Here is a 16,993-nt window from a genome sequence, read left to right as displayed (position 1 = left end):
GAATCTAGAGGATACGGCTCACCTAAACGGCGGCTCGTTAAAGGCGCGCAGCTTGCGGCTGTGAAGGCGGTCGCCTTCATCGCGCAGGCGCTTGCATGCCTCTAGGCCGATTTGCAGGTGAGCGGCGATGGCTTCTTCGTAGAACTGGTTCGCTTGGCCGGGCAGTTTGATTTCGCCGTGAAGCGGCTTGTCTGACACACACAGCAAGGTGCCATAGGGCACGCGGAAGCGGTAACCCTGCGCGGCAATCGTTGCGCTTTCCATTTCGACCGCGATCGCGCGGCTCTGAGAGAAGCGCTTGGCTGAGGTCGAGTACAGCAGCTCCCAATTGCGGTCATCCGTGGTGACGACCGTGCCCGTGCGCATGCGCTGTTTAAGGTTCGCGCCCTGAGTGCTAAGCCACTTCTTCGGTTGCGCCTGCAAGAGCCTGCTGCACCTCAGCAATCGGAGGAATTGGAATTTCTGGCGGAAGCACGCCGTCGAGCACATGATCATCGCGCAAATAGGCGTGAGCGAGTACGAAATCGCCGATCTTCTGGCTCGAACGTACGCCGCCGCAGTGTCCGATCATCATCCAGGCGTGCGGGCGCAGCACGGCGAGGTGATCGCAGATTGTTTTTGCATTGGATGGGCCGACGCCGATGTTGACCAACGTGATGCCGCGCCCATCTTCACGCATAAGGTGATAGGCTGGCATTTGGTGCCGCCGCCATGCAGTATCATTGAGCTGTTCCTGCGCGTTGTCGGTGCATTCGTGAATGTTCAGACCGCCAGCGCCAGTTAGGCCGGTATAGCCGCCCTCGCAGATTTGCTGAGCGCCCCAATTCACAAACTCATCGACATAGCGGTGGTAATTGGTGAACAGGATAAAATCCTGAAAATCCTCCACCTTTGTGCCGGTATAGTGTGCGAGGCGAGCAAGCGAATAATCCGTGCGCAGCCCATCAAACAGCGATAGCGGCATGGTTTCCGCTTCATCAAACTCAATCCCATCGGCGAGTTCGTCACCGATCAGAGCAAGGTCGGTGGATGGGAAATGCTTGGCGATATCCTGAGGTGCGATCCCGACCATCGCTGCACCCGCGTCACCATCCAGAACATAGGGGAAGGGGATTTCCTGGCGAGAGCGGCGGACTTCAACCTCGATCTCATATTCGCCTGCTATCAGGCTCAGTTGTTCCGCCAGATAGCCTGCGAACAGGTCAGGCCGGGTGATGGTCGTCTGATAGGTGCCGGATTGCTCCAACCGGCCAAAGGCGCGGCTGCGGTCGAGCGGCTCGCCAATGCCGGAGTAATGCACGGTCAACTCTGGATAGGCATAACTTCCATCTTCGCGGCGGCTCGCAGGCGGGATGGTGCCCTTTGTTCCGTAAGCCATAACATCCTCGCGAAGGGTGGAAACCGCTTCGTCATAAATGCTTTGTAGCTGCGCGATGGTGTTTTCGATTGATTTCATGTGAGCCGCTTAGCGCGCAAGAGCCCACAAAACAAAGGTGTAAATCGAATTTATGCAGCCGAGAACGCCTATTGTGCTTCTCTGCTTGGCGAATCAGCCTCAGCCTCGGGTCCACATCCGTTTCAAATTGAATTGAATCGCCTGAAGTCTAGTGTAGTTCTCGTGGCTCATTGAGTTGCCTTCCAGCGCCGCGACCTCATTCAGTTCATAAAGCAGTTCGCGATTGAATGTATCGGCGATTTGGCTTTGGATAAAGGTCAATCCTACTAACCTTTCGCCTTTGGTAACCTCCTCAACCTCGTGGAGGGTGTGGGAAGGATAGACTATCGCGGAACCGACCGGGCCTTTGACGCGCACGCTTTCGGTCCCCAATTGTATCCGCAAGGCACCCCCTTCATAGCTTTCGGGGTCGTTTAAAAACAGTGTGCACGAAAGATCAGATCTAATGGTTACATTGCCAATCGTCATCAACGCAGAATCTGGATGAAGGCCGTATTTCATCCCTGGCTTATAAAGGGTGATGAGTGGCGGAGCGAATTGCGCAGGCACCGCAAAATTTACAAAATCTTCGTTGGCAAATAGCGCATTCGCAATGATGTTAACTGCAGGTTTCTGCAATTCATCATCGTGCATGTGCAAATTCTTCTTAGATTTATTGTGAGGGTTGCTAATCTTTCCGTCTACAAACGTAGCCTGATCGGCAATGCGCTTCAGTTCAGTGACCTGCTGCGAGGTCAGCACGTTTTCGATAAGTCTAAACATCATTATCCTTTCGCAGTGCGAGCTACAACTTGAGCGATCTCGGGATGCTCTTTCGCACTTTGATCCAGCCATGCCAGCGCGCTGCTAATATCACCAGCACGCGTGCGCGCAGCACCAGCTAAGACGTTCTCACGCAATTGTGGCGAATAGCCATGTTCTGGAGCTTTTGAGTATTGCTGCATGAGCGGCCCAGCGACAAGGGCAGCGGCTTCATTGGGTGACAAAGTTATGTCGAGGAAGTTGGCGATGGCATGCAGCTCCCTGGCAGGAGCAGCTATAAATGCGTCAAAATCGACCCATAGGACATTTTCGCTGGAAGCTGCTTCCAGTGCGGTCATTTCGCAGGCCCATGCCATGGCGGCTCTGGTTGCTTCGTCAAGCTCCCAAAGCTTGAACGGGGCAGCGCCAATCTGCCGGTGGAGACGCTCTAGCCTAGCGCTGGAAAGCACGCCCAATTCCTTGCGCGAGTTTTCACCAGCAAGGATGGTTTGGAGATAGCGTTCTGGTGATAAGGTTAGAAACACTGCTTTGCGCGTGTCACCAAGCACTTCAGGCGCGATTTCACTTACGAAGCTGGTTGCTTTAATGAGGCTGCGTTGGTCCTCGCGGAACGTGCGTGAAAGCCATTGCAAGGATAGGTTTAGCCGCTCGTCAAACCGCTCAGGTGAGATGGGCAAGTGAGGCAGGCCGCGCAATGGCTTTAGCTCGGCGAATTGCCGGAGTATCAGAGGCTCGCGCAGAGCTAACGTGTCGCTTGCTTCTCCCAAAAGCCGGGAGATAAGCGTCGAACCCACGTGGCCAATATGGAAGATGAATTGCGCGTCGTCGCGTATTTCGCCCTGCGCGGCTAGGGTGGTGCATTCTGCCCACTGCATTTCACGTTGGGGCTGCCCCGGCACAGCTTGCAGCATTCGACTATCGAGGAAGCTGATCGAGCGATAATCCGCTTCTTTCATCACCACGAGTAGGGCGTGGTCCTTCACAAAATCGAGCTGATGAACAAAAAGGCCGGCATCCTGAGCAAACCCCATAGGACACCGGCCTTTCTTATCTTGTTATCGATGGCAAAACGCCATCCCGAGTTTAGCCTTCTGCGGCGTCCTCGGTGGTTTCTTCTTCTGCCGCTTCTTCTGCAGGAGCAGCACCGTCTTCGAGCAGTTCGGCGGGAATTTCGCCTGGCTCAAGGGTAGGGTCGATGCGATTGGCGTCGGCCGCTTCCTCGATTTCCTTCTGCTCGTCTTCAAACAGCTGAGCCAGAACGTCGACGCCTTGGCTTTGCAGCTCGGCTTCGTCGTCACTGCGCGCAACGTTTGCTTTAACGATGACGTGCACTTCTGGGTGCAAAGCAACAGTCACATCGTGCATGCCGATCGTTTTGATCGGGCTGCCCATAATGACCTGCTTCTTGTTCACATCGTGCCCTTGCTCAGTCAGGCCAGCGATCATGTCGCGGACGTTGACAGAACCATAGAGCTGGCCGGTGTTGGAGGCTGCGCGGATAAGCACAACTTCTGCACCGTCGACTTTGCTGCCGACCTTTTCAGCTTCACCGCGACGTTCTGCGTTCTCTTTTTCAAGACGCTCACGGTTGGCTTCAAACACCTTCTTGTTGGCGTCGTTAGCGCGCAGGGCCTTCTTCTGCGGAAGCAGGAAGTTGCGGGCATAGCCGTCTTTAACAGTGACGACGTCACCAATGGTGCCGAGTTTCTCGATCCGTTCGAGGAGAATGATATCCATGTCGTCTCTCCTCTTACTTTACGATGTAAGGCAGCAGGCCGATGTGGCGTGCACGCTTAATGGCTTTGGCGAGTTCACGCTGCTTCTTAGCAGAAACGGCGGTGATGCGCGATGGAACGATCTTGCCACGCTCAGACATGAAGCCTTGCAGCAGGCGAACGTCTTTGTAGTCGATCTTGGGCGCTTCGTTACCCGAAAACGGGCAAGATTTGCGGCGGCGGAAAAAAGGACGTGCCATTAGTCGCGCTCCTCTCTGTCAGAGCGGCGCTTACGGTCGCGCTCGTTCTTACGCATCATTACACTTGGACCTTCTTCGTGCTCTTCGACACGGATAGTCATGTAGCGAATGACGTCTTCGTTGATACGGGTCTGACGCTCCAGCTCTTCAACCACGGTGCCCGGGGCATCGATGTTGAGCAGCACAAAGTGTGCCTTGCGGTTGCGGTCAATTTTATAGGCGAGCGATTTGAGGCCCCAAGTTTCAGTCTTGGTAACCTTGCCGCTGTTCGCTTCTACGATTTCTGTGGCGGTCGCCGCCAGCGTGTCTACCTGAGCTTGGCTCAGGTCTTGACGCGCGAGAAAGATATGCTCGTAATGAGCCATCTCGCATCCTTTCATATTGCTACCGATCGTTGGCCAATTCGCAGCGGATCCGCGAGTGCCCCTCCGGCTTTCTTCATACGCCCTAAATCAGGCGATGGGCGCACATACCGCCTTTGCCGCCAAAAGCAAGCGCGAATACGGCTGTTTGCAGACGGTGGCCGTGTGGTTGACCTGATGCGTGGGGGCTATAATTGATGGGCTTGCATGATTTTCGTCATGGGAGGGTCGATCAATGAAGAAATTCACTGCGGTTGCCGCTTTGCTAACGCTAAGCGCCTGCGGGGTCTTGGCCACCACCGAAAGCTCCTATTACATCGCTGCTGATGCGCCGAGCGAGCGCGCCTGCGATGGCCCGCCAAGCCGTGCAGCGATCATGGAGGGCCAGAGCGTTCGTATCTTCGACGATATTGGACTGCTGTGTGAATTTGATGGGAGTATGCAATTGGTGGCAACATATGCCGAGGTGGACAAAGGCGGCGCAACGCATGAATACCGAGTTGTTGATGATCCGTTGGCGGCCAATCCGGTGAAAACTTTTGGCCCAATCAGCGAATAATTGAACCGCGCCAACGCCTTGGACCTGGCAGCGGCGTCATTTGAAATGAACAATAATAGAGCAGGGTAGGACAACGACATGCCATCAGGATTGGTTGCACTTTTGGATGACGTGTCGATCATAGCGCGCACCGCGGCGGCTTCGATTGACGATATTGCGGCGGCGGCCGGGCGAGCGGGCACAAAAACCGCTGGCGTTGTGATCGATGATGCTGCGGTCACACCGAGCTATGTTACCGGGCTTTCGCCAGCGCGTGAGCTGCCGATCATCTGGAAAATAACCAAGGGCAGCCTGTTCAACAAGCTGATCATATTGCTGCCCGGGGCGATATTGCTGTCGGAATTCCTGCCCTCGCTGATTATCTGGATATTGATGCTTGGCGGCGCGTTTCTTTGCTACGAAGGCGCTGAGAAGGTTATGGAAAAGCTTGGCGGGGCAAAACACGGCAAGACCGTGGATGATGAGATCACGGATCCCGAGGCCTTCGAAAATCAACGGGTCGCTGGCGCTATTCGGACCGACCTGATCCTGTCAGCGGAGATCATGGCGATCACGCTCAACGAGCTCGACCTTGATGTGTGGTGGGAGCGGGCAATTGCGCTCGGCATCGTTGCAATCGCCGTTACCGTTGCGGTTTATGGTGCTGTCGCGCTGATTGTGAAGATGGATGATGTTGGCCTGCACCTAACGAAGAAAGATAGCACTGCTGCGCAGAAATTTGGCCACTTGCTGGTCAACTCGGTTCCCAAGCTGCTGATTGCACTGTCCTTTATCGGTACGATTGCGATGTTGTGGGTCGGCGGCGGAATTATCATTCACGGCACGCATGAGGTCGGCTTCCACCTGTTCTATGACATCGCGCATGGCGCAGAGGCAGCAGTTGGCGGCGGCACGGGCGCGATGGGCGGTATCCTGGGATGGTTTACCTATGCGGGCATCTCTGCGGTACTCGGCCTCGCGCTGGGCGCGGTCATCGCCTTCGTACTGCACAAAGTGATCGGTTATGAAGGTGCGCATTGAACCAAAGTAACGTTCCTCCGCTCCTCTACACTTGCGCTGGCTCGCGCGGTTTGCGCGCGACTTGGGCGGCAGAGGAGGCAGGCGCTGACATTGACTTGCGGATACTGCCGTTCCCTCCGCGCTATCTTGCGCCCGAATATATGGAGATCAATCCGTTAGGCACAGTTCCTATGCTGGTCGATGGCGGCGTGCGGATGACGGAAAGCTGCGCGATTGCGCATTATCTTGCGACCCGCAACGGCATGACAGATATGGCGATCGCCCCAGGTCAGACGGACTATGCGGAATATTGCGATTTCACCTATCACGCCGATGCGACGATCACCTTTCCCCAAACCGTTTACATGCGATTTGCCATTTTTGAAAAGGAGAAGGGCCTGGCCGAGGCGGGTGAGGCCTATGCCAAGTGGTTTCACAAGCGGTTGGTTAAGGTTGGGCAGCGTCTTGAAGGACGTGAATATCTATGCGCAGATCGTTTTACCGTCGCGGACATATGCGTCGGCTATGCGCTGATTTTGGCCAAGAATGTGGGGCTCGATGATGGCATTCCTGATAGCTTGAAGACCTACCGCGAGAGCTTAGTCGCTCGTCCTGCTTACAAGCGTGCAGTTGAGCGAGAGGAAGAGGGGCGAAAGGCTCTAAAAAGCACCTAAGCAAGCGACTTACTCAGCATCCTTTTTATCCAGTTCCATCCCGCACTTGGTGCATGTGCGATTGGGCCAGGGGACCGCGAATATCCCGCGAAAGAACAAGTTCTTTCCACAATTGGGGCAATTGAACAGGCGCATGCGCGCATTGACCAGCACCAGCATGATGATCGCCCCGGCAAACGCCCAGCTCGTATGGCCGAACATCCGGTCAATTGTAATCACGAACAGGAAAGCTGCCAGCATGGCTGCGCCCATCAATCGGGCGTGCCGCACAGCGAGCGAATAAACCGTCATTTAAGCTGGCTGAACAGGCTCTTGGCAAAGCCTGTAAGCGTGTCATCGCGGGCGCCCATGATCGCAATCCGGTCACTCGGCTGAGCGATCTCGGCAATATGCGCGCCGCAATCTTCGCGCGCTGCGATATGGCGCGCTGATCCGCCAGCATCCTCGATCAGCTTGATGATCCGCTCAGTACCTTCGCTGCGGTCGACCGTTCCGCCGTAGTAAACTGGGTCGCACATTACGGTGATGTCATTCGCGTCAAGTTCGCGCGCGAAGGTTTCAGCGAGTTCATCGCCCATCTGGCGAAGTGGGCCATATCCGTGGGGCTGGAAGAAGGCGATTACCCGGCCAGGCGTGCCCTTCAAAGTGCGCAATGTGGCGGCGCACTTTTCCGGATTATGGCCGAAATCATCGATCACGGTGATGCCGCTGGGGCTGGTGCCGATCACGTCAAAACGGCGCGCCAGACCTTGAAACTGATTGAGAGCAGCCACAGCATCCGCCACCGAAATCCCCGCTGCATTTGCCGCAGCAATTGCCGCCAAAGCGTTGGAAAGGTTGTGCAACCCAGGCATTGGCAGAGTTAGCGCCGCAGCCTCGTTCGCGCGGCTGTCGATCACCTTGGCTTGAAGCGTGAAGGGGCCTTCGACAATCGAACCCGCCTCGACGGTGATATCAACGTGCGGATGGTCCACTGCAAAGGATATCATCTGCCCCTTGCCATCGGCCATGCTAGCTTGGCCAAGCATGCGCGCCTCGTCATTGTCGAAATTGACGACGCCGCAGCCTGATGATGCGAGGTAATTGCCAAACAGATCTCGTAATTCTTCCAGACTCTTATGGTCGAGGCTGACGTTGAGGAGCACGCCGATCGTGGGGCGGTATAGCGCGATGGAGCCATCGCTTTCATCCACTTCGCTGACGAAAATTTCTGGGCGGCCAACACGCGCGCTCGCGAACTGATTGTCCGCTGCGATGAAGTTCTTCATCACCGCACCGTTCATGATCGTCGGATCATAATCCTGAGCGGCCAGAATTGTGCCGATCATGCCAGTAACAGTCGATTTGCCGGATGTGCCGCCGATCGCGACCGAATATCCCGCTTGGTTGAACAGCATCGCGAGCACTTCGGCCCGGGTCAGTCGCTCACATCCCAGCTCTTTAGCGCGCGCAGCATCAGGAACAGTGTCTTCAACCGCAGCGGAGGCGACCAAGACCTGATTGCTTGAGGTCAGCCCGCTGCCATCCTGCGCGTGCAAGGTGAAACCATTGCTCGCAAGCCATGCAAACTTCTCCGGCGTGCGTCCCTGATCATAGGATCGGTCAGAGCCAGCGACTTCGCAGCCCATGCCGCGCAGGATTTGTGCGAGCGGAAGCATGCCAGATCCGCCGATGCCGCAAAAAAAGAATGGCCGCTGTGTCAGCGCCGCTTGATCGATCCCTTTGCCCATGCGAACCACCGCTATTAAGATGTGACTGTCAAAACAAGGGGCTTAGTTGGGCCGTATGACGAATATTGCGATTTGCGCCCCGGCGACGCCGATCACTCGCGAGCAAGCGGATGCCTTGAATGAGCTGGTGGCGGCCGAGTTCCCGATGCACAATGTCACGTTCCACGATCAGTGCTTTGAATTGGATGGTCATTTTGCTGGCCCTGACTTGAGGCGGCTAGAGGCGCTGCTCGAATGCGCGAATGATCCCGCCTATGACGCGGTTTGGTTTGCGAAAGGGGGCTATGGCTCCAACCGGATTGCGGAGGCTGCGGTGGCGCAGATGAATGCCTCGGCTCGGTCTAAGACCTATGTCGGTTTTTCAGATGCAGGTTATTTGCTTGCTGCGCTTTATCGCCATGGGATTGGGCAGAGCGTTCATGGCTCTATGCCGGTCAGTGCGCGCAGCGAAGGCGGGCGCGAGGCTGTACGCCGCGTGCTGCGCTGGTTTGCGGGCGATAACAGCGGGCTGGAACCAAGTGTTGATGGCAAGACCCCAGTGGTCGCTTTCAACCTCATCACCCTGTCAATGATCGCGGGCACGCCGATGATGCCCGATCTGTCTGGCCATGTGGTGATGGTAGAGGAGGTGAGCGAGCACCTCTATTCGATCGACCGGCTGTTCTTCAATTTGGCTGGTTCGCTGCCACGGGTCGCAGGATTGCGGCTTGGCTCGGTGACCAATGTGCCGGAAAACTACCGTGAATTCACCCAAAGCCCAGAGGAGATCGCCAAGTTCTGGTGCGCGCGTGCAGGCATACCCTATCTAGGTCGCGCTGAGATCGGCCACACCTCTGCCAACAGGGTTGTGCCGTTCGGTCTTGCCAGCCCATCCAAGGCTTCGTAACCGCGCGGGCTGAAGAGGAGTTTCTTAAATGCGAGCATTCGTTTTTCCGGGACAGGGCAGCCAAAAGGTAGGCATGGGTACAGAGCTTGCGGCGGCGAGCGCTGCGGCGCGGGCCGTGTTTGAAGAGGTCGATGAAGCTTTGTCTCTGAACCTGTCCGCGATCATGGCCGAAGGGCTGGCAGATGCGCTAACGCTCACGGAACATGCCCAGCCAGCGATCATGGCCAATGCCATTGCAACCTTGCGCGTACTCGAAACTGAGTTCGGCGTATCGCTGACCGAGGCGGGCGATTGTGTCGCAGGCCATTCGCTTGGCGAATACACGGCGCTCTGCGCGATTGGCGCATTCTCGCTGGCGGATACGGCGCGGTTATTGAAACTCCGAGGCAGCGCGATGCAGGCGGCGGTTCCCGTGGGCGAGGGCGCGATGGCGGCCCTGCTCGGCGCAGATATTGAGAAAGCAAGCGCATTGGCCGCCGCTGCGGCGGAAGGTAAAGTGTGTGAGATCGCGAATGACAATGATCCGGGTCAGGTGGTTATCTCCGGCCAGAAGGGCGCGGTAGAGCGCGCTGTCAGCATGGTGAAGGATCATGGGATCAAACGCGGCGTATTGCTGCCCGTATCCGCGCCGTTCCACTGCTCGATGATGCAACCTGCCGCTGACCGCATGGCAGAGGCTTTGGCCGTGACTCCTCCTGCCGCGTTGGCGCTGCCACTCTATGCCAATGTCACCGCTTCCAAAGTGACCGACCCGGCCGAGGAGCAGAAGTTGCTGGTTGAGCAAGTCACCGGACGCGTGCGCTGGCGCGAAAGTGTGGCGCAAATGCACAGCGACGGCGTGAATGAATTTGTTGAACTGGGCGGCAAAGTGCTCGCCCCAATGATCCGAAAGATCGCTGGCGAGGCGGAAACCGTCAGCCTCGTCACCATGGAAGACCTCGAAGGTTTTGCGAAGGAGAGAACATGAAAGTTCCGTTCAAAAACGCTTTGCGGTTTTTTCTTGGTAGTGCGGTTTGCGCAGCGGTTGTTCCTGTGCCTGTGCTCGGACAATCAAATGAGATTGATTGTGTCTTGACGGGCTACACCCCTCAAAAAGAGGCGCAATTACGCTCGCCTAGTCCGTCCGAAGACGAGAATGAGGACGAAGCTGTCGACGAAGCTGTCGACGAAGAAGAGAAAAGCGGAAATTTGGACATCATCAAGAGCAAATCCAATGAATGCGCGCGGCAATTGGGTTGGAACGAAGAGCAAACCTTCGCTTCGCAAGTGTATGCTGGGGTCCGGTTTACCCAGTTCAAAATGGAAAAATCCGACCCAGAAGCCTCTGCTAGTCTGGCGGCAGTGATGCAGCAACTTAATGAAGACGAAAACAGGAGGGTCGCCACTGCAGCAAAGCAGCTCGCATCAAATGCGTTGACCGACCTTAGCGTGTCTGGGGCGGAAGAGCAGCCATCGTTCTTGACATTGCTGGCTCTGGGGACGCTAACTCAGGTTCTCGAGCAAAAGGCTCCCGATGTGTCCGACGAGACAAGAGAAGGAGCAATAGCTCTTTTGCTCACAAAAACCATGGGTGATCTGTCTGCTGAAGTCTTTGCTAATGCGGCTCCCGAAGAGGTTCCTTTATCTCAAGCACCGCCGAGAGAGTTGACGGATATACCGCCTCCTCCTCCCAATCGATAGCCGACAATTTGCAGGACTACTGCATCGGTAAGAGGCTTACCGCCCAACCTCGGAGTACATAGTATGTTTTCACTTTCTGGTATGAATGCGTTGGTCACGGGCGCGAGCGGCGGCATTGGCTCATCGATCGCGATGGCGCTGGCCAGTCAAGGCGCGCGTGTCGCATTGTCGGGCTCTAACGGTGACAAGCTGCGCGCATTCAGGGAACAGATGATCGATGAAATCGGCGGCGATCACGTTGAGATTACCTGCAACCTGTCCGACAGCACCCAGGTTGAGGAATTGATCCCAGCCACGCTCGATACGCTCGGCGGGATCGACATTCTGGTCAACAACGCTGGGATCACCCGCGATAACCTAGCCATGCGGATGAAGGACGAGGAATGGGACCAAGTGATCTCCGTCAATCTCGAGGCCGCCATGCGCCTGATGCGGGCCAGCGCCCGCCCGATGATGAAGGCGCGTTTTGGTCGGATCATCAACATCACCAGCGTGGTCGGCAGCACTGGCAATCCCGGGCAAATGAACTATGCCGCAGCGAAAGCTGGCCTGACGGGCCTGACCAAGAGCTTCGCGCAAGAGGTTGCCTCGCGCGGGATCACCGCCAATTGCGTGGCACCGGGCTTTATCCGCACCGCGATGACGGCGGAATTACCCGACGCTCAGAAAGACGCGCTCAATGCCCGTATTCCTGCGGGAAAAATGGGCGAGGGCACTGATATTGGTGCGGCTGTGGCTTTTCTGGCGAGCCGCGAGGCTGGCTATGTTACCGGCGAGACGCTGCACGTGAACGGCGGCATGGCGATGCTCGGGTAACTCACTCGTGCGGGCGGCCGTTGCTGATGGTCATTGTCTGGTAAACGGGCCGTTATCCCCAAGGAATCGCCGCAGGTAACACCCCAAGCTTGCCCGTGGGTTCAGCCCCGCTAAGGTCTTCGGAGGAATTCCGGCGCGATTGGGCGATTCCTGCCCTTAGAGCGCGTCATGCAAAGTAAGGGTAATAGGCTAAGCAATGAAGGCTACGATCGAACGCGCGACGCTCCTGCGTTGTCTCTCCCATGTTCAGTCGGTTGTTGAACGCCGCAACACCATTCCGATCCTGTCCAACGTCCTGATCGATGCCAGCGATGGCGGCAGTGTGAAGGTGATGGCGACCGATCTCGATTTGCAGGTCGTTGAAACCATGGCTGCCGCTTCGGTCGAAGGGGCAGGGGCGATCACCGTTTCCGCGCACCTGCTGTTCGATATTGCGCGCAAGCTGCCAGAGGGCAGTCAGGTCAGCTTGGAAACGGCTGAAAATCGGATGGAAGTGAAGGCAGGCCGTAGCCGTTTTAAGCTGCCAACCCTGCCGCGCGATGACTTCCCTGTGATCGTCGAAGGCGATCTGCCGACCAGTTTTGAGCTGCTCGGCTCGCACTTTGGCAGAAATGATTGACCGGACCCGGTTTGCTATCTCCACCGAGGAAACCCGCTATTACCTCAACGGCATTTTCCTGCACGTGACCGATGATGATGAGCCCGTGCTTAAGGCTGCTGCGACCGATGGCCACCGACTTGCGCGCTTTACTCTGGCCCGTCCAGAAGGTGCAGAGGGCATGCCGGACGTCATCGTACCGCGTAAAGCGGTTGCGGAGCTGCGCAAGCTGCTGGAAGAGGCGATGGACGGCAATGTCCAGATCGACCTGTCGGCGAGCAAAGTTCGCTTCACGCTCGGCGGAGAGGGCGGCGTTGTCCTGACCTCTAAGCTTATCGACGGCACCTTCCCAGATTACAGCCGGGTTATCCCGACCGGGAATGATAAGCTGCTCAAGCTTGATCCGAAGAGCTTCTTTGACGGTGTTGACCGGGTTGCGACCATCGCAACAGAGAAAACGCGTGCAGTCAAAATGGGTCTCGATACCGACCGGGTCACCCTGTCAGTGACATCACCTGACAATGGCACCGCGGCGGAGGAGCTGGCTGGTGAATACAAGTCTGAAGGCTTTGAGATTGGCTTTAACGCCAATTACTTGAAGGACATTCTTAGCCAAATCGACAGTGATACGGTCGAGCTGCACCTGGCCGATGCCGGGGCGCCGACTCTGATCCGCAAGGATGATAAGTCGCTAAGCTCTGTATGTCCTGATGCCAATGCGGGTGTGATCGCGCGAGTTTGGCATGGTTGGGTCAAATTTGAGTATACTGAGAAGTATGAATGCCTGTTAAAGCAGGAAATCATGCCAGATATCGCAGCTAAGCGGGGTTCTGGCTTCTTGGGCTATGAGATATTGCGGCGGGATTTGAGCACGGAGTCGGAATTCACCACGATCTTGCGCTTCAATGACGAAGAAGCGATCAAGAAGCTCGTTGGACCGGATGCAACGGTCGCTCATATTCCCAGTTCTGCACGTGAACTTCTTCATCGATGGGACGAGCGGGCTGTGCACCTGTTTCAAGTCAAGTGCGCAGAAATGGAATGACGGCGCAGGTTCACATCTTTGGAACTGTCATTTCGACTTACACGCGGATCGTAGAGATCACGTGTGAGGAGGCTGGCCTGTCGCACGAAGTCACCCCGACGCCTGCGCAAAGCCCGCAAAACCGCCATCCATTCGGCAAAATCCCGGTGGTTGAGGTTGATGAGCTGGAGCTCATTGAGAGCGTCGCCATCGCGCAATATCTCGACAATGCGCATAACGACGGCGCCCTTCAACCCACCAATCCGGCGGCACGAGCGGTGATGGATAAATGGGTCGCAATCGCCAATAACTACCTGTTTCCACTGTTTGAAATTGGTCTGGTAATGCCATGGATCATGCACCGCTACGCCGGACATCCCCTGGATCAGGCAAAGATTGAGCGCGCGCTTCCTCAAATCAGCCGGGCGCTTGGCTTCCTAGAAGCGGAGATCGACAAGGATGGTGCCTGGACCGGCGAGCCATTCGATCTGGCTGATGTGTTTCTGTACCCCATACTGCGCGGTTTGGAGATGACCCCGCAAGGTGCGGTGGGCATTGAGCAATGCGATGGCCTCCAGCAGTGGATGCGCATGTGCTAAAAACGTCCCTCAATCGCCTCAACGCGGTGGGAAAGCGAGCCGTGATCGTCTAGCATGCCGCGTAAAGAGGAGATCAGTCATGACAGTCCAACAAGTCCACGTTCGCAAGGATGAACTCACCAACGCCGCTCTTGTTGAGCTCGACAATGGAGAGCTTGTCAGCGGCGCAGTTCGGCTCGAAATTGAGAGCTTCTCTGTCACGGCCAACAACATCACCTATGCGGTGGTCGGCGACGGCTTTGGCTATTGGAATTTCTTCCCCGCGCCCGAGGGTAGCGGCATCGTACCAATGTGGGGACATGCAAAAGTCATTGAGAGCAATTCTGAGGATTTTGCAGTGGGTGAGCGGGTCTATGGATACCTGCCAATGGCAACGCACCTCGACGTGATCCCGGGCAATGTGTCGGCTTAACAGCTTCATCGACACCACCGATTATCGCCAGCCAATGAGCCCGGTTTACAATCAATACTCGCGTCTCGCCGCAGATCCGGAGCATGACGCCAGTAAAGAGGCGGAACGGATGATCTATGGCCCGCTGTTCAAAACGGGCTTCATCATCGACTATTTCATGCGCAACAACCAATGGTTCGGGGCCGAGCAGGTGATCCTGACCAGCGCATCGTCAAAGACGGCCATGGGCCTTGCCAGTGTCGCGCAGCAGAATTCTCCGGGTGTAAAGCGGGTCGGTTTGACCTCGCCGGGCAATGTCGAATTTGTTGAGAGCACCGGTCTGTACGACAAGGTCTGCTCCTATGATGAGGTGGCTATGATCAGCCTGCTGCCAGCGGTCGTGGTAGATTTTGCCGGCAACGCTGGACTGCTCGCAAAGATTCACGAGCATTTTTCCGATGCGCTGAAATACTCATGTCTGGTCGGCGCGACCCATATTGAGGAACGCGGCGAGGGCGGAATGCGCGCAGAACGCGGGCTGCCCGGGCCGAAGCCGACTTTGTTCTTTGCCCCGGATCATTTCGTATCGTTCTTTAAAGAACATGGTCCAGCCGAAGGGGGGATGATGATCGCAAAGACATGGCACGGCTTCCTTGGCGCAGTGGACGGTTCGGTTCAGATCGAAAGGCATGCCGGTCTGGATGCCGCGCGCACGACCTATCTGGAAATGGTGGGCGGCCATGTCGATCCAGCCAAAGGCATCGTGATCGAACCTTAGGGGTGGGTTCGCACCTGCTTTAGAGTGACGTTAGATTAATTCTGTTGGTCTGAAGTTGGGGGTGAAAGCGGAACTTAGCAGCGGCAAGTTTTCGAACGGCAGCCAATGGGTGGATAACGGACACAGCAGCAAGTTAAAGCTCCCTAGGTCAAATTTGAACACGATATGGTTGGTTCAGAGCTGTACGGACATCAATCTGCGTATGTACGGGTAGTGTTTGACTGGTGAAACGGCCAGTCGGCGCTTATCGATCAGTTAAGGCAAACTAGGAGTATAAGATGGCCGATGCGAAAACCGAGGACTGGGAGAAGAAAAGCGAACGCTTGGAAGTGCGACTCGCGCACTCCAAGAAGCGAGAATTTCAAGAAGCATGTGACGCCCAAGGGGACACTCCGAGCGAGGCACTTCGCAGATTTATCGACGGATATTTGAATAGGGCGAATTTCGATACACTAGCCAATGCAAGCAGGGCATTTATGCAGCTTCTAAAAAGAAACTGGCTACCCACCTTGATAGCATTCTTGACCGCGTTCTCAGCGGCCTTTTTTGTTACGAAGCTATTCTAGGAAAGCCGTTAGAACTGGAAGGCAATGCGCAATTCTCGCTAACAGCTAATTCCCGATCCTATGTCCGCAATTGGGTCGTTAGCCGAATTTCTGCTTGTTGTGGAGCGAAAGACTAAACTGACACAGCGCGCTCAAACTGCAACCGCAAATGGATTTAGAGCAGGCAACTGCTTTTGGCTCTTGAGGTCTAACAGCGGGTCTTGCCGGTCGTCTTTTGAAGTTTGACTGATACCAACAGTACACGGGTTAGTCTCATTTACTGCTCTTCACCCAAATGGTCTTCTCGCAGATGTTTGGGCGATAGAACTACAAGGAGGACCAAGAGCCTGTGGACACCCCAGCTATCGATTTTCATAGTCTTGAGACACCGCAAGATCGCAGGACTGCGATCGATCACATCCTCGCCGTGCTAGGGCCACGCCCCTATTATGGCCAGGAAGCGCTTGAGTTCGTTTTCGAGAAGATTGGCGCTGATTCTGAACTTATTGCTGTGACCCAAATTTTGCGCTCTTTGGAGCATGTATGCAAAACGGTCTGGAAGGACGATCTCTACCAAGGCGAACCCTATGCCGATGCAGTTCGAGATTTGAACGCAATTGCGGGTGACCTCATCAATATCTTGCATGTCAGTGATGGCTATTGCGCAGCGAAGGACGGGGATGATTTTGAACTAAAGATCGAGACTGACCAAGGAGAGTTTGTGGCTGAGCTGAACCGTGGAAGAGGGCTGCACTTCGGCTTTCTGAGGCCAATTTTTGCTGCCTTCGCAAAGACGGGAGCAGCAGGTTCATTTTATGGCGTGCAATGCGACTATCTCGAAGATGGGGTCGCGTTCTTGTACCTGAACCCAGACGAGCACGAGCGTGTGATTCAATCCGACCTTTTCAACCTCTATGATTTGAACGAACGAACTATTCTTGATTGCATTAATGTGTTTTGGCGCCCAATTGAGAAAACGCGTTTTGACGATCAAGCGCCGAATTTTCAGCAAGAAACCGCCAGTGCTGCCTCAGAAGACGAGGCCTCACAACCCTCAGGCCCGCAAAAAACAAAGACAATCTGGCAAAGGCTTTTTGGCAGATAGTTCCGCTCTTTGTCTTATTGAATTGATGGCGCGCTCGAAGTGCAATCAGCAACT

At 55.7% G+C, this 16,993-nt stretch carries 20 protein-coding genes and 2 pseudogenes; 14 read left to right on the top strand and 8 right to left on the bottom strand.

Features of this window, described 5'->3' with window-relative positions; translation table 11 throughout:
- Positions 1-18 precede the first annotated feature (18 nt).
- The 6 genes and pseudogenes from AC0V6Z_RS12950 to rpsF all read right to left on the bottom strand — a co-directional run bounded on the left by AC0V6Z_RS12950 (position 19) and on the right by rpsF (position 4,558).
- A pseudogene (locus AC0V6Z_RS12950) lies at positions 19-1,456 on the bottom strand (AMP nucleosidase).
- Positions 1,457-1,555: 99 nt separating this feature from the next.
- Positions 1,556-2,218, bottom strand: coding sequence for a Fe2+-dependent dioxygenase (locus AC0V6Z_RS12945; protein ID WP_486176491.1), 663 nt, complete (start codon positions 2,216-2,218; stop codon positions 1,556-1,558).
- Between the two features lie 2 nt (positions 2,219-2,220).
- The gene (locus tag AC0V6Z_RS12940; protein ID WP_472638858.1) at positions 2,221-3,249 is read right to left on the bottom strand and encodes a hypothetical protein; all 1,029 of its coding nucleotides are present in this window, start codon (positions 3,247-3,249) and stop codon (positions 2,221-2,223) included.
- 52 nt (positions 3,250-3,301) lie between these two features.
- Positions 3,302-3,955 carry a 50S ribosomal protein L9 gene (gene rplI, locus AC0V6Z_RS12935; RefSeq protein ID WP_472638857.1) on the bottom strand — a complete coding sequence of 218 codons (654 nt, stop codon included), beginning with the start codon at positions 3,953-3,955 and terminating at the stop codon, positions 3,302-3,304.
- A 13-nt stretch (positions 3,956-3,968) separates the two neighbouring features.
- On the bottom strand, positions 3,969-4,193 hold the full coding sequence (gene rpsR, locus AC0V6Z_RS12930) for a 30S ribosomal protein S18 (protein ID WP_299192991.1): 225 nt from the start codon (positions 4,191-4,193) through the stop codon (positions 3,969-3,971).
- Entirely contained in the window at positions 4,193-4,558 is a 366-nt protein-coding gene (gene rpsF, locus AC0V6Z_RS12925; protein ID WP_472638856.1) for a 30S ribosomal protein S6, read from the bottom strand. Before rpsF ends, rpsR begins: the two co-directional genes overlap by 1 nt.
- A 232-nt stretch (positions 4,559-4,790) precedes the next feature.
- Here rpsF and AC0V6Z_RS12920 point away from each other — a divergent pair, with 232 nt between their 5' ends.
- From AC0V6Z_RS12920 to AC0V6Z_RS12910, 3 genes are all read left to right on the top strand, one after another.
- Positions 4,791-5,114, top strand: a complete 324-nt coding sequence (locus AC0V6Z_RS12920; RefSeq protein ID WP_472638855.1) for a hypothetical protein — start codon at positions 4,791-4,793, stop codon at positions 5,112-5,114.
- Between the two features lie 78 nt (positions 5,115-5,192).
- Positions 5,193-6,134: a DUF808 domain-containing protein gene (locus tag AC0V6Z_RS12915; protein WP_472638854.1), complete on the top strand. Its 942-nt coding sequence runs from the start codon at positions 5,193-5,195 to the stop codon at positions 6,132-6,134.
- The gene (locus AC0V6Z_RS12910; RefSeq protein ID WP_472638853.1) at positions 6,131-6,787 is read left to right on the top strand and encodes a glutathione S-transferase family protein; all 657 of its coding nucleotides are present in this window, start codon (positions 6,131-6,133) and stop codon (positions 6,785-6,787) included. Before AC0V6Z_RS12915 ends, AC0V6Z_RS12910 begins: the two co-directional genes overlap by 4 nt.
- 9 nt (positions 6,788-6,796) lie before the next feature.
- Here the strand turns inward: AC0V6Z_RS12910 and AC0V6Z_RS12905 are convergent, their stop codons facing one another.
- Entirely contained in the window at positions 6,797-7,078 is a 282-nt protein-coding gene (locus tag AC0V6Z_RS12905) for a hypothetical protein (protein WP_472638852.1), read from the bottom strand.
- On the bottom strand, positions 7,075-8,517 hold the full coding sequence (locus AC0V6Z_RS12900) for a glutamate ligase domain-containing protein (RefSeq protein ID WP_472638851.1): 1,443 nt from the start codon (positions 8,515-8,517) through the stop codon (positions 7,075-7,077). The genes AC0V6Z_RS12905 and AC0V6Z_RS12900 overlap by 4 nt, the downstream gene beginning before the upstream one ends.
- A gap of 55 nt (positions 8,518-8,572) precedes the next feature.
- Between AC0V6Z_RS12900 and AC0V6Z_RS12895 the strand changes: the two genes are divergently transcribed.
- The 11 genes and pseudogenes from AC0V6Z_RS12895 (at position 8,573) to AC0V6Z_RS12845 (ending at position 16,939) form a co-directional block, all read left to right on the top strand.
- Positions 8,573-9,403: an LD-carboxypeptidase gene (locus AC0V6Z_RS12895; RefSeq protein WP_472638850.1), complete on the top strand. Its 831-nt coding sequence runs from the start codon at positions 8,573-8,575 to the stop codon at positions 9,401-9,403.
- 28 nt (positions 9,404-9,431) lie between these two features.
- Complete coding sequence (gene fabD / locus AC0V6Z_RS12890) at positions 9,432-10,370, top strand: ACP S-malonyltransferase (RefSeq protein WP_472638849.1); 939 nt, start codon at positions 9,432-9,434, stop codon at positions 10,368-10,370.
- Positions 10,367-11,083: a hypothetical protein gene (locus AC0V6Z_RS12885; protein WP_472638848.1), complete on the top strand. Its 717-nt coding sequence runs from the start codon at positions 10,367-10,369 to the stop codon at positions 11,081-11,083. Before fabD ends, AC0V6Z_RS12885 begins: the two co-directional genes overlap by 4 nt.
- 63 nt (positions 11,084-11,146) lie before the next feature.
- Entirely contained in the window at positions 11,147-11,899 is a 753-nt protein-coding gene (fabG, locus tag AC0V6Z_RS12880; RefSeq protein WP_472638847.1) for a 3-oxoacyl-[acyl-carrier-protein] reductase, read from the top strand.
- 196 nt (positions 11,900-12,095) lie between these two features.
- A pseudogene (gene dnaN / locus AC0V6Z_RS12875) lies at positions 12,096-13,225 on the top strand (DNA polymerase III subunit beta).
- Positions 13,226-13,299: 74 nt separating this feature from the next.
- On the top strand, positions 13,300-13,542 hold the full coding sequence (locus AC0V6Z_RS12870) for a hypothetical protein (protein ID WP_472638846.1): 243 nt from the start codon (positions 13,300-13,302) through the stop codon (positions 13,540-13,542).
- A complete protein-coding gene (locus AC0V6Z_RS12865) occupies positions 13,539-14,120 on the top strand; it encodes a glutathione S-transferase family protein (RefSeq protein ID WP_472638845.1) in 582 nt (193 codons plus the stop codon). Before AC0V6Z_RS12870 ends, AC0V6Z_RS12865 begins: the two co-directional genes overlap by 4 nt.
- A 79-nt stretch (positions 14,121-14,199) precedes the next feature.
- A complete protein-coding gene (locus AC0V6Z_RS12860) occupies positions 14,200-14,532 on the top strand; it encodes a DUF2855 family protein (protein ID WP_472638844.1) in 333 nt (110 codons plus the stop codon).
- Entirely contained in the window at positions 14,519-15,289 is a 771-nt protein-coding gene (locus tag AC0V6Z_RS12855; RefSeq protein ID WP_472638843.1) for a DUF2855 family protein, read from the top strand. The genes AC0V6Z_RS12860 and AC0V6Z_RS12855 overlap by 14 nt, the downstream gene beginning before the upstream one ends.
- Positions 15,290-15,567: 278 nt before the next feature.
- The gene (locus AC0V6Z_RS12850; RefSeq protein WP_472638842.1) at positions 15,568-15,855 is read left to right on the top strand and encodes a hypothetical protein; all 288 of its coding nucleotides are present in this window, start codon (positions 15,568-15,570) and stop codon (positions 15,853-15,855) included.
- A 328-nt stretch (positions 15,856-16,183) separates the two neighbouring features.
- Positions 16,184-16,939: a hypothetical protein gene (locus AC0V6Z_RS12845; protein ID WP_472638841.1), complete on the top strand. Its 756-nt coding sequence runs from the start codon at positions 16,184-16,186 to the stop codon at positions 16,937-16,939.
- The last annotated feature ends 54 nt before the right edge of the window (positions 16,940-16,993 follow it).

This window comes from Erythrobacter sp. SN6-5, assembly GCF_057364945.1.
The sequence above is the reverse complement of the archived record's forward strand: the minus strand, read 5'-3'. Positions and strand labels throughout refer to the sequence as shown.